This is a genomic window from Psychrilyobacter sp. (assembly GCF_037132775.1).
Taxonomy (GTDB): Bacteria; Fusobacteriota; Fusobacteriia; order Fusobacteriales; family Fusobacteriaceae; genus Psychrilyobacter.
The window spans coordinates 1-11,698 of the sequence record NZ_JBAHZY010000063.1 but is presented as its reverse complement, the minus strand read 5'-3'; the positions used below and the strand labels follow the sequence as shown (position 1 = coordinate 11,698).

13 protein-coding genes and 1 pseudogene are annotated in these 11,698 nt (G+C 32.0%); 8 read left to right on the top strand and 6 right to left on the bottom strand.

All coding sequences use genetic code 11. The features are described 5' to 3' along the window. Positions 1-338: 338 nt before the first annotated feature. From lpdA to lipB, 6 genes are all read right to left on the bottom strand, one after another. Positions 339-1,706 carry a dihydrolipoyl dehydrogenase gene (gene lpdA / locus V5784_RS04210; RefSeq protein ID WP_336887805.1) on the bottom strand — a complete coding sequence of 456 codons (1,368 nt, stop codon included), beginning with the start codon at positions 1,704-1,706 and terminating at the stop codon, positions 339-341. A gap of 11 nt (positions 1,707-1,717) precedes the next feature. Then, positions 1,718-2,959 (bottom strand): dihydrolipoamide acetyltransferase family protein, encoded by a 1,242-nt coding sequence (locus V5784_RS04205; protein WP_336887804.1) that lies wholly within the window; start codon positions 2,957-2,959, stop codon positions 1,718-1,720. A 27-nt stretch (positions 2,960-2,986) separates the two neighbouring features. Further along, positions 2,987-3,964, bottom strand: a complete 978-nt coding sequence (locus V5784_RS04200; RefSeq protein WP_336887803.1) for an alpha-ketoacid dehydrogenase subunit beta — start codon at positions 3,962-3,964, stop codon at positions 2,987-2,989. Next, on the bottom strand, positions 3,964-5,046 hold the full coding sequence (gene pdhA, locus V5784_RS04195) for a pyruvate dehydrogenase (acetyl-transferring) E1 component subunit alpha (RefSeq protein ID WP_336887802.1): 1,083 nt from the start codon (positions 5,044-5,046) through the stop codon (positions 3,964-3,966). The genes V5784_RS04200 and pdhA overlap by 1 nt, the downstream gene beginning before the upstream one ends. A 16-nt stretch (positions 5,047-5,062) precedes the next feature. Beyond that, on the bottom strand, positions 5,063-5,908 hold the full coding sequence (gene lipA / locus V5784_RS04190; protein ID WP_336887801.1) for a lipoyl synthase: 846 nt from the start codon (positions 5,906-5,908) through the stop codon (positions 5,063-5,065). Positions 5,909-6,050: 142 nt separating this feature from the next. Beyond that, positions 6,051-6,677 carry a lipoyl(octanoyl) transferase LipB gene (gene lipB, locus V5784_RS04185; protein WP_336887800.1) on the bottom strand — a complete coding sequence of 209 codons (627 nt, stop codon included), beginning with the start codon at positions 6,675-6,677 and terminating at the stop codon, positions 6,051-6,053. Between the two features lie 300 nt (positions 6,678-6,977). Between lipB and V5784_RS04180 the strand changes: the two genes are divergently transcribed. The 8 genes and pseudogenes from V5784_RS04180 to V5784_RS04145 form a co-directional block, all read left to right on the top strand. After that, positions 6,978-7,865, top strand: a complete 888-nt coding sequence (locus V5784_RS04180) for an RnfABCDGE type electron transport complex subunit D (protein WP_336887799.1) — start codon at positions 6,978-6,980, stop codon at positions 7,863-7,865. Then, positions 7,866-8,468 carry an FMN-binding protein gene (locus V5784_RS04175; RefSeq protein ID WP_336887798.1) on the top strand — a complete coding sequence of 201 codons (603 nt, stop codon included), beginning with the start codon at positions 7,866-7,868 and terminating at the stop codon, positions 8,466-8,468. It begins immediately after the preceding gene. Continuing rightward, entirely contained in the window at positions 8,461-9,066 is a 606-nt protein-coding gene (locus V5784_RS04170) for an NADH:ubiquinone reductase (Na(+)-transporting) subunit D (protein ID WP_336887797.1), read from the top strand. Before V5784_RS04175 ends, V5784_RS04170 begins: the two co-directional genes overlap by 8 nt. Positions 9,067-9,076: 10 nt before the next feature. Next, the gene (locus V5784_RS04165; RefSeq protein ID WP_336887796.1) at positions 9,077-9,670 is read left to right on the top strand and encodes an Rnf-Nqr domain containing protein; all 594 of its coding nucleotides are present in this window, start codon (positions 9,077-9,079) and stop codon (positions 9,668-9,670) included. A 15-nt stretch (positions 9,671-9,685) separates the two neighbouring features. Beyond that, a complete protein-coding gene (locus V5784_RS04160) occupies positions 9,686-10,792 on the top strand; it encodes a 2Fe-2S iron-sulfur cluster binding domain-containing protein (protein ID WP_336887795.1) in 1,107 nt (368 codons plus the stop codon). A 61-nt stretch (positions 10,793-10,853) separates the two neighbouring features. Then, positions 10,854-11,066: a hypothetical protein gene (locus tag V5784_RS04155; RefSeq protein WP_336887794.1), complete on the top strand. Its 213-nt coding sequence runs from the start codon at positions 10,854-10,856 to the stop codon at positions 11,064-11,066. Between the two features lie 96 nt (positions 11,067-11,162). Further along, positions 11,163-11,324, top strand: coding sequence for a rubredoxin (locus V5784_RS04150; protein WP_336887793.1), 162 nt, complete (start codon positions 11,163-11,165; stop codon positions 11,322-11,324). Between the two features lie 237 nt (positions 11,325-11,561). Continuing rightward, a pseudogene (locus V5784_RS04145) lies at positions 11,562-11,698 on the top strand (transposase); the annotation flags it as partial.

Genomic DNA, 11,698 nt, shown 5'->3' with positions numbered 1-11,698 from the left:
TTAGGCTCTGCTATTGACATACAAAAAATAAAGTTCTAATATATTAAAAACGAGAAGCAATAATTAAAGAATTATTACTCCTCTTTTTATAAAAGTTTTACATTAATTTTTAGAGTTTACACAAAACTTGCAACAGCCCCTGGTTTTTATTTATCTAGTTACTACCAATAAAGCTATTCCACCAATTATTCCAATAATAATGGTTCTAATATAGTCTTTTTTCTTTAAATTCAAAATATTTTCCTCCACAGGTTAGTTTTAATTTTCTTCTCTATTTAGATATTATATCATACTACCCAGACCTATGAGGCGTTCTTTTTTTACAATTTTAAAATAAACTAAATATGGATTGCTTTATCTACTATACCCATGGCAGCTTCTACAACAGCTTCAGACATTGTTGGATGAGGATGGATAGCCCGTGCTATCTCTTTGGCAGTTCCTTCTAATTCCATGGTCGTAACCATCTCACTAATCATATCAGTTGCGTGGCTTGCAACAATATGGACTCCTATCACTTCATCATATTTTTTAGTAGCTATTATTTTTACAAATCCCCTGGCTTCCCCTTCAGCTAATGCTTTCCCATTTACAGATAGAGGGAATTTAGAAATTTTAATTTCATTGGGATACTGCTTTTTAGCTTCCCTTTCAGTGAGCCCTACTCCTGCTACTTCTGGAAATGTATAGATACAATAGGGAGCTTTATTATAATCTATTTTTTCATTCCCTCCAAGCATATTTTCCACTGCTATGACTCCTTCATGGGAAGCAACATGTGCTAATTGCATAATCCCGTTGACATCTCCAGCAGCATAGACTCCACTTATACCAGTTTCCATCTTATTATTTGTTTTAATAGCTCCTCTCTCTATCTCTAGATCTAAATTTTCTACTCCTTTTAGATTGGGGACTCTTCCTACACATACTAAAACCTTATCTCCTTCTAATTTCACTTTTTTTTCATTAGAAGTATACTCAATATAGCCATTTCCTATATAATTTGTAGTTACATTATAGATTATTTCTACATTTTTTTTCTTCAAAACCTCTGTAATTTCTTTGATTACATCTCTATCTAGAGTATTAAGAATTCTTCCACTTCTTTGAATTATACTAACCTTTGTCCCTAAAGAAGCAAATAATATAGCAAATTCTACTCCTATTACTCCTCCTCCTAGTATTGTTAATTTTTTTGGCATTTCTTCAACGCTTAAAATTTCTGTACTTGTCATTAGATAACCTTTTTCTAGAGCTTCTTTAGCTCCTTCTATTTCAGGGATTCTAGCGTTTGACCCTGTGCAGATAAGTAAATTTTTACAGGCTAGTTTTTCACCATTAACCTCTACTGTATTTTTATCAATGACTTTTCCTAGACCATTAAACATATCTATTTTATTTTTTTTGAGTAAGAATCCTACTCCTGTAACAAGCTTATTGACTATTCTATCTTTTCTTTTTAGAACATTTTTCCAATTTATATTAAAACTTCCATCTATATCTATTCCAAATTTTTTAGCTTCTAACATGTCGCTAAATAGCCTCGATGATTTTAACATTGTTTTAGTAGGAATACACCCGACATTTAAACATACTCCTCCATATTTATTTTGCTCTATTATAGCCACTTTCATTCCTAGTTGACTCGCTTTTATACTAGCTACATAGCCTCCGGGACCTCCCCCAAGAACAATTAAGTCATACATATTCTTACCTCCTAACTTAATAATAATAACTTTGGATTTTCCAAATAATTTCTAATTTCTTGAATAAATCTCCCACCATCTGCTCCATCTATTATTCTATGATCAATTGACAGAGATATAGGTAATATTGATCTTATCTGAATTTCCGAATTGACTACTACAGCTTGTTTACTAACTCTTCCTATCCCTAGTACAGCAACTTCTGGATATTTAATTATAGGAGTGCCTGCTTTAGAGAATTTCCCAAAATTACTTACAGTGAATGTTCCGCCTATTATATCTTTCATGGATAATTTTTTATCTTTAGCTCTACTACCCAAATCTTTTAATTTTTCGCTTATTTCAATTATACTTAAAATAGATAGATCTTTTAATACAGGAACTACTAACCCATAGTCAGTATCCACTGCCACTCCTAAATTTACTTGCTTTTTATAGACTATCGCATCTCCATCTATTGTGGAATTAAATACAGGATATTTCTTTATACCTAAATAGACTGCTTTCATTATAAATGGTAGGTAGCTTAATTTAACCCCTATTTCTTCTGATAATGCTGCCCTTAATTTCACTAATTTTTCTACGTCTATATCATCAAAGAGAGTAGTATGAGGAATTTCTTTTTTTGAAATACTCATGGCTTTAAAGATAGTTTTTCTTATTTCTGACATCTCTTCCCTTATGTCATCAGAATTTTCTAAGACTACTGACCTTGTTGTTTCTACTTTAACCTCTTCTACTTTATTATGTTGATCATAAAAAAATTGGATATCGTCTTTCATGACTCTTCCATTTAATCCACTTCCTTTAACCTCATTTATATCTATCTCTAAATTTTTAGCCATCCTTCTAGCCACTGGAGTTGCTAAAGATTTTCTCCTACTTACTTTCTCTTCCTTTTTTTCTATAGAGAAACTAGGAATTAATTTATTAGAAACAGTTACCTCTCCTACGACACTTGCTCCTTTTTCTTCATCTCTGGCTTCTTCTATTACCGTTTCAACAACTGTAGCAGACTTACCGTTATCTATAACAACTACTACATCTCCTACATTGATAATATCATTTATCTCAAAATTAATAGCTTTTATTATTCCATTAGTAGGTGAAGGTATTTCAGCATTTACTTTATCTGTTTCAACCAAAAATAAACTTTCTCCTTCCTCTACCGTATCTCCAACTTTAAAAAAGCAATCTAATATTTTTCCTTGGTGGATTCCTTCTCCAATATCAGCAAATTTAAACTCAAACATTATTCCCTCCTATCTTTAATTTATTTTTTAATAATTTATAAGTTCTTTTATTTTTGATTTTATTTTTTCTGGATTGATCATAAAGTGTTCCTCTCCCTTTGCTAACGGTACTGTAATATCATAGCCTGTTAATCTAGTAGGAGGACACTCTAAGTGTAGGAAAGCTTTTTCATTTACTATTGAAATTAATTCTGCTCCTACACCAAATGATTTTACCGCTTCATGAACGACTAAAAATCTTCCTGTTTTCTTCACAGAATTTTCTATGGCTTCTTTATCAATGGGAGAAATAGTTCTCAAATCAATTAATTCTACACTTATCCCCTCTCCTTCTAGATCCTTTACTGCTAATTGTATCTCTGGGATCATTGCCCCCCATCCAACTACAGTAATATCATTTCCCTCTTTTAAAATTCTTGCCTTTCCAATAGGAACTTCGTAGATTTCCTCAGGGACTTCCTGTTTAAAAGCTCTATATATCCTTTTTGGTTCCAAAAAAATAACTGGATCTGGATCTTTAATCGCAGAGATCATGAGACCCTTTGTATCATATGGATTTGATGGTATCACAACTTTTAGCCCTGGCACATGAGCTAACATTGCCTCTATACTTTCAGAATGATGTTCTAGAGCTCTTATTCCTCCTCCGTATGGCATTCTTACAACCATTGGTACCGTAAATCTTCCCCTTGTTCTATTTCTAAACCTAGCTCCATTGACAAATAATTGGTTTAATCCTGGAAATAGAAACCCTTGAAATTGTATTTCTAAAACTGGTTTCATCCCATTTATTGCCATCCCTATTCCCGTTCCTATTATTCCTGCCTCTGTTAGAGGAGAGTCAAAACATCTATCCTTTCCATACTTGGCTTGTAGTCCTTTCGTTGCTCTAAACACTCCTCCTTCAAAACCTGTATCTTCACCATAGACAACTACTTTTTCATCTTTTTCCATCATCTGATCCAAAGCTTGGTTCAATGCCTCTATATTATTTAAAATCCCCATTAATTTCTCCCCCCTTCCCATTTTTTAGCTTCCTCATATTGTTCTTTCAAATTTTCTGTCATCTCTTCATAGGTATATTTAAAAATATCCTCTAGTGGAGTTACCTTCTCTTGTTCAACCTTTTCAAACTCTTCAAATACTATTTTTTTACATTCTTCTCTCATTTTTGTCTCATCTTTTTCAGTCAAAATTCCTTTTTCTATCAAGAAGTTTTTAGTTCTAATGATAGGATCTTTAGACATCCCATCTAAATGCTCTTCCTCAGTTCTGTAGATAGTAGGATCATCTGCCGTTGTATGAGGTCCCTGTCTATAAGTTACTGCTTCAATTAAACTTGGTCCATTTCCTGATCTTGCATTCTCTACAGCTTCTTTTGTAGCAAAATACATTGCAAATATATCATTTCCATCCACTTTTATCGATGGGATTCCTGCTGCAATTCCCTTTTGAGCTAATGTTTTTGCCTTTGTTTGGGATTTAACACTAGTACTTATAGCAAATTGGTTATTTTGTATAATAAATATTACAGGAGCATTTTCTACACCTGCAAAGTTTATTGCTTCGTAGAATTCTCCCTCAGAAGTTCCCCCATCTCCTATATAGGTTACTACTACCTTATCCTCTTTAGTATATTTAAATGACATTCCAATTCCCGTTGCATGACTAAACTGAGTTCCAATTGAAATTGCAACAGGCAGCATATTTATATGCTCAGGAATCTTACTTCCCATTTCATTTCCACACCAGTATAAGAAGATATTTTTCATAGGCAGTCCTTTATATAACCAAGCAGCATTACTTCTAAAAGCAGGAACTAACCAGTCGTCGTTTCTACATGCAGCCATAGATGCCACTTGTAAACCTTCTTGACCTAGTGTAGGAGGAAAAGTTAACATTCTCCCCTGTCTTTGAAATTTAAGTGCCCATTCGTCTTGGATTCTAGACAAAACCATACATCTGTACATTTTTAGTAGTAGATCACTGTCGATATCTTTATAGTATTTTTCATTTATTACCTTTCCAGTCTTATCTAATATTTGAAATACTTTTCCTTCTAAAGGATTGTGGTTTTCAAAAATCATAACTCCCCCCTCGGTATTATTTCATTATTTTTTTTATACTATCTATGGCATTATAAGAGCTTCTAATAAATACCCCACTCTCAACAACTGGTATCCCAATTTCTAAAGCTAGTTTTTTATACATAACAAATTTTTCATCTGTTATATACTCAGAAACTTCTATATGCTTCTCACTAGGGCGTAGATACTGTCCTATTGTAAGTATGTCACAATTTATATCCTTCAAGTCCTCTATAGATTCTGCTAATTCATCTATAGATTCTCCAAATCCTAACATTATTCCACTTTTAGTGATTATGTTTTTATCCCTCTCTTTAACATAATTAAGTAGTTCTATTGAATTTTCATAACTTCCTATGGGTTTTATCATTTTGTGTAGATTTTCTACTGTTTCTATGTTGTGATTTATTACATCTGGTTTAGCATCTATAATTATATCTATCAACTCTCTGTTTCCATTAAAATCAGGGATTAAAACCTCTATAGTAGCATCTGATACTTTTCTTATTTCTTCTATAATTTTTTTAAAATGTGTGGCTCCTTCGTCTTCTAAGTCATCTCTAGTCACAGAAGTTATTACAACATGTTTCAATCCTATTTTCTTTACTACTTCTGCTATTTTTTTAGGTTCGTTTGGGTTTAACTTTTCTCCTCTTATATTTTTATCTATAGAACAAAATCTACAAGCTCTGGTGCATTTGTCCCCTAAAATAATAAAGGTTGCTGTTTTTTTCCTAAAACACTCCCATTTATTGGGGCAGTTAGCAGCTTCACAAACAGTATTTAATAAATTTTCATCTAAAAGTTTTTCGATCTCATTACTTTTATAAAATTTCTTACTAATCCATTCAGGTTTATCCATTCCCTCCTCCTAATCTATATATACTTTAATAACTTAGTCACTAATTGCACGAATGAATACTAATTTTTTATAGTCTTAATAATGATTTGTGGAGCCTCCGACTAAAAGTACAAGTGCCCTTGGGTTATTCGTGACTAGAATTTCAATAGAAAACCTTGTTAAAATTCTCTACAAATTTTTCTTTTAGAATACTCATCTCTACTTCTATATCTAATTTTTTAATGGAAGTTACACCGACATCTTTTATTCCACATGGAATTATTGAATCGAATAAACTTAGATCAATATCATTGTTTAGTGCAATCCCGTGGGTTGTTATCCATTTTTTTATATGGATGCCCATGGCACAAATTTTTTCTTCTCCTATCCAAACCCCTGTATATTTATCTTTTCTGCCACTGTCAATATTTAATTCTTTTAAAATGTTAATTACTACCTCTTCCAGGTTTCGTAAGTATTTATGTAGATCTTTCCCAAATCTTTCCAAATTTAAAATAGGGTAGCAGATCAACTGTCCCGGTCCATGAAGAGTTGTTTTTCCACCTCGATCTACTTGTACAGACCTTATTCCTCTTTCACACAGTTGTTTTTTCGAAAATATCACCTCCCCTCTTTCTGAGGAATAAGCAGTGGTAATAACTGGATCTACTTCTAAAAATATTAAAACTCCATCTATTTGCTTATTATTTAATACATATTTATAGATTTCTTCCTGTTTTTTTTGTCCCTGTTCATAGGTAATCAATCCTAAATCATATACTTCTACCATAGTCTTCTCTCCTTAAAAATAAAAATAACATTACTTATCTATAGCTAGTTAGTTAGTAATTTCCTTTAATTACAACAATTAATTTTCCCTTTCCCCCCTTACAGGTATGATTCCCTAGATAATAAAAAAGAGGAATCTCTCTATTTTTAGAGGATTTCTTTTTAAAAGTTGGTATTATGTATCATACTATTTCTTACCTCAATTTATTTTTTTAATCAAATAATCATATTTTTCATCTTTATTGGATTATTTGAAATATTATTAGTGTAGGAAAAATAATTTACTCTGGAGGTTCAAAATATGTTTCAAAAACAAGCAGTTATGAGAAAGGTTTTAATTTCTCTTACCCCTCTTTTAGCTTTTTCAATATTTTTATATGGTTTTAAAAGTCTAGGAATTATCGTTGTTACTTTTATTTTAGGTATATTTACAGAATGGTTATTTGTTCGAAAGGCAAATAAAAAAATAAGTGAAGCCGTTCTTGTTTCTTGTTCCCTCTATGCACTATCTATGCCACCCTTAGCTCCTCTGTGGATTGTAGGAATCGGGATTGTATTTGGAATTTCTTTTGGAAAGATGGTTTATGGTGGTTTTGGAAGAAATATTTTTAATCCAGCCATTGTAGGTCGATTGTTTATTTATATTTCTTTTCCAAATGCAGTTAATCAATGGTTAGATCCAAGATCTCTGGATGGTTTTGCAGGGGCAACCCCTCTTGGAATGCTAAGGAATGGTCAACTGCCTTCCCTTTTAAATTTATTTACTGGTCTCAAGAGTGGATCTATTGGAGAAGGTTCGATAATACTCATTTTAATTGCTTTTATTTATTTGCTCTATACTAAAACTGCAAGTTATAAATCCTCTCTTTCTACTATAATTGGATTTCTAATCATGCAATCTGTCCTTTATTTTATGGATTTAGGAGGAACTAACCCTATTTATAGTTTATTCTCTGGAAGTATTCTATTTATTGCTGTATTTATGGTTACTGATCCTATATCTTCACCTAAAAAAAATAATTCGTTAATTCTATACGGTCTTCTCATTGGAATCTGTACATCGCTAATTCGAACTTATTCTCTTTTTATTGAAGGAACTAGTTATGCTATTTTATTAGGAAATATGTTTGCTCCATTATTTGATGAAACGATTGGGAAAGTAAAATTAAAATTAAAAGGAGGAAAATAGATGGAAAAAAATTCAATGACCTATACTACTATTTTTTCATTTATTATTACTTTCATACTAGTATTTTTATTGACTTTAACTCATGTTAGCACCAAAGATAGAGTTTCCAAATATAACAGAAATTATGAAATTTCATCTATTTTAAAAGCTATCGGTGTGAAACCTCAAGATCAAGAGATTCAAGAACAATTTAAAGCAATTTTTAATTTAGAACTTCCTACCAATAAAACTATGGTAGCAAAGGTCGATGGGGAAGATATATTAGTCAGTAAATTCTCTGGGAAAGCTCTTTGGGGTACAGTAAATGGAATTATCGCCATAGATAAAAATTTAAAGACTATAAAAGGTATAGAGATCATCTCTCATAATGAAACTCCTGGTCTAGGTGGACGTATTGAAGAGGAGTGGTTCTTGAGCCAATTTAAAGGTGAAACTATTGTTAAAGACATGATTAAAGTGATACAGGGTAGTGGAGAGGGAAACTATAATTCTGATGATGGAATCATAGATGGAATTGTTGGTGCTACTAGAACTAGTCATTCTATCGAAGTTATGATAAATCAAAAGATAAAAGATCTGAGGGAGGAGGCAAGGAATGAGTGAATATAAAAGTATATTAAAAGATAATCTATGGGATAATAATCCTGTTTTTGTTCAAATCCTTGGAATTTGCTCAGCACTGGCAGTTACAAATAATTTAATAAATACATCTATAATGGCTATTTCTGTAATCTTTGTTGCTGGATTGACTAATTTTACTGTAGCTAGTATAAAACACCTCATTCCTGGTAAAGTTCGTATGATCATACAAACTCTTATAATTTCTTTCTTTGTTATTATAGTAGATCTACTACTCCGAGCTTATCTACCGGATATTAGTAAATCTCTGGGTCCATATGTGGGTTTAATTATTACTAATTGCATTATCATGGGGAGAGCCGAAGCTTTTGCTCAATTAAATAAGCCACTAATCTCTCTTTGGGATGGGATTACAACAGGAATAGGGTATATGTGGATTCTGATGGCTATAGCTTTTATCAGGGAATTACTTGGTTTTGGCACACTCTTTGGGATTCTAGTCATGCCGGAAGGATTTCAAACTTGGACAATAATGATTATGGCTCCAAGTGCATTTTTTATCTTAGGGATCGCTATTTGGATAATTAATAACATCAAACTTTCAAAAGAAAGTTCAAAATAGGAGGTTTTACATGGCACCAGATATTAATCCATTAGTTTTATTATTCGCTTCAATATTTACTAGCAATATTTTATTAGCTAACTTCTTAGGGTTGTGTAGTTTTATATCAATATCTAAAGATATGGATTCTGCCAACGGTCTTGGAATGTCGGTTACTGCAGTTCTAACTATCACAACCGCTATAAATTGGGTTGTATATAAATACATATTAATACCTTTTGATCTTTTCTATCTTAGGTTTATTGTCTTTATCATAATTATCGCTGCTACTGTCCAAGTTTTAGAGATGGTTATCGATCGTTTTTCTCCAGCCCTCTATATGGCTTTAGGTATTTTTTTACCACTAATAACTGTTAACTGTGCTATCTTAGGAGTTGCATTATTTATGGAGATTAGAGGTTATTCATTTATACAGACTATTGTTTTTGCCTTTGGTTCTGGTCTAGGTTGGTGGCTTGCTATCGTTTCCCTAGCTGCTATACAAAAAAAAGTTTTAAAAGCTCCTGTTCCTGAAGGTTTAAAAGGAGCAGGTATAACACTTATAACAATTGGGTTCATGGCTATGGCGTTTATAGGTTTTTCCGGTATGCTTATAGTTCAATAAAAGGGGGGAGTGTCTATGGAATTTTTAATTGCACCAATTATCGTTGCACTTCTTGCGAGTGCACTTGCTTTTGCTATCTCAATCATAGATAAACATCTCAATAACTATGGAGATGTAAAAATTAATATTAATAGTGGTAAAAAAGTGCTAGATGTAAAAGGAGGAGACAAACTCCTAACAACTTTATTTTCAGAAAGAGTTTTTATTCCCTCTGCCTGTGGAGGGAAGGGAACTTGCGGAGCTTGTAAATGTAAGATCACTACAGATGTAGGTCCTATCCTTCCCACTGAAAGACCTTATTTATCCATGGAAGAGATAAATGAAAATACAAGGTTAGCATGTCAAATCAAGGTCAAAAAAAATCTAGATATATTTATCCCAGAAGAATTATTTAACGCTAAAGAATTTTCTGGCGTTGTTGAAAAGATCAATGATCTAACCTATGATATAAAAGAAGTTATCGTATCCATAGGAGATGAGTCTATAGATTTTGTTTCGGGAAGATATGTTCAATTAGTTATTCCTCCATATGGAAAAATTAAAGAATACACTCAAAGAGCTTATTCTATCTCTTCTAAACCTTCAGAAAAAAATAAGATTGCCATGTTAATCCGCTTAATTCCAAATGGAATAGTAACTACATGGGTTCATAATTATATGAAAGTAGGGGAAAAATTAAAATTAATAGGACCTTTTGGTGAATTTGAAAAATCAGATTGTAAATCAACGATGGTTTGTATTGCTGGAGGATCTGGTATGGCTCCATTTAAGTCTATGTTCCATGATATGTTAGAAAAAGATGAAATTGATAGAGAAGTTTGGTATTTTTTTGGAGCTAGAACTATAAAAGACCTGTTTTTACTTGAAGAATTTAAAGAGATAGAAAAAAAATGGCCTAACTTTCATTTTATTCCTGCATTATCGGCTTCTTTACCTAATGAGGATTGGACTGGAGAAAAAGGTTTGATTACTGATGTTTTGGATAAATATTTAAAATTTGAAATTGATCCTTCTAAACACAGGGAAGGTTTTCTTTGTGGAAGCCCAGGGATGATAGGGGCCTGTAATAATATTCTCAGTCACAACGGTATAAAAGATATCTTTTATGATGATTTTTCATAGAAAAATTGCTATATATTAAAATGAACTTATTGTTTATTTATAAAATTAGGAGGTAGAAGGTATGAATGAAATAAAAAGTTCTAATTACTATGTTGACAAAAATACTACAGACAATGAAGATCATATTGTACACAGGGAAGATTGTAAAGAAATACCCAGTCCAGCAAAGAGAGAATATCTTGGAAATTTTGATTGCTGTGAAGATGCAATAGAAAAAGCTAAACAAATATTTTTACAGTCCATTGGATGTGTTTATTGTTCAAAAAAATGCTAGAGAGAAACATCGAAGATTAAAATTGGAAAAAAATTATTTTGATGGTAATATTAAGGATAGATATGGTTAAAAAAAATTAGATCAAGGGGGAATTGAATGGAAAAATGGGCATGTACAGTATGTGGTTATATTTATAATCCAGAGATAGGTCATCCAAAGTCGGGAGTCGAGAAGGGTACAAAATGGGAAGATGTGCCGGAAGATTGGATTTGTCCTCTTTGTGCTGTAAGTAAAGATGAATTTGAAAAATTAGAATAATAAAATAGGTTCTCAGAATATTTTTCTGAGAGCCTATTTTTTATTGGTAGGGTAAATTAGGGTCTGTCTCATATTTTGTGTAAACCTCCAAATTAGTGTAAACTACAACTACATTAATTTGGAGGTTTTTTTATGAGAAAAAGAAGAAAAGATTTATTCCCTGATGAATTAGCACGAAAAGAGCTAATTAGAGAATATCTTAGTAGAACACCTAATACCAGTTTAGATTTTAGTGCATTAATTAAAGAAATGATGGGACAAATGCTTGAAAGTGCTTTAGATGGAGAGCTGGAAGAACAACTTGGTTATAGTAAATACGATTACCGTAATAAATCTACAGATAATTCTCGAAATGGTTATTCTAAAAAGACATT

Excerpts from the sequence above, each read along its gene's own strand:
- V5784_RS04175 (WP_336887798.1), top strand. The coding sequence starts at position 7,866 with ATGGAAAAAAATTCAATGACCTATACTACTATTTTTTCATTTATTATT.
- lipA (WP_336887801.1), bottom strand. The coding sequence starts at position 5,908 with ATGGATAAACCTGAATGGATTAGTAAGAAATTTTATAAAAGTAATGAG.
- V5784_RS04165 (WP_336887796.1), top strand. The coding sequence starts at position 9,077 with ATGGCACCAGATATTAATCCATTAGTTTTATTATTCGCTTCAATATTT.
- V5784_RS04180 (WP_336887799.1), top strand. The coding sequence starts at position 6,978 with ATGTTTCAAAAACAAGCAGTTATGAGAAAGGTTTTAATTTCTCTTACC.
- lpdA (WP_336887805.1), bottom strand. The coding sequence starts at position 1,706 with ATGTATGACTTAATTGTTCTTGGGGGAGGTCCCGGAGGCTATGTAGCT.
- V5784_RS04200 (WP_336887803.1), bottom strand. The coding sequence starts at position 3,964 with ATGGGGATTTTAAATAATATAGAGGCATTGAACCAAGCTTTGGATCAG.
- V5784_RS04155 (WP_336887794.1), top strand. The coding sequence starts at position 10,854 with ATGAATGAAATAAAAAGTTCTAATTACTATGTTGACAAAAATACTACA.
- pdhA (WP_336887802.1), bottom strand. The coding sequence starts at position 5,046 with ATGATTTTTGAAAACCACAATCCTTTAGAAGGAAAAGTATTTCAAATA.
- V5784_RS04205 (WP_336887804.1), bottom strand. The coding sequence starts at position 2,959 with ATGTTTGAGTTTAAATTTGCTGATATTGGAGAAGGAATCCACCAAGGA.
- V5784_RS04160 (WP_336887795.1), top strand. The coding sequence starts at position 9,686 with ATGGAATTTTTAATTGCACCAATTATCGTTGCACTTCTTGCGAGTGCA.
- lipB (WP_336887800.1), bottom strand. The coding sequence starts at position 6,677 with ATGGTAGAAGTATATGATTTAGGATTGATTACCTATGAACAGGGACAA.
- V5784_RS04170 (WP_336887797.1), top strand. The coding sequence starts at position 8,461 with ATGAGTGAATATAAAAGTATATTAAAAGATAATCTATGGGATAATAAT.
- V5784_RS04150 (WP_336887793.1), top strand. The coding sequence starts at position 11,163 with ATGGAAAAATGGGCATGTACAGTATGTGGTTATATTTATAATCCAGAG.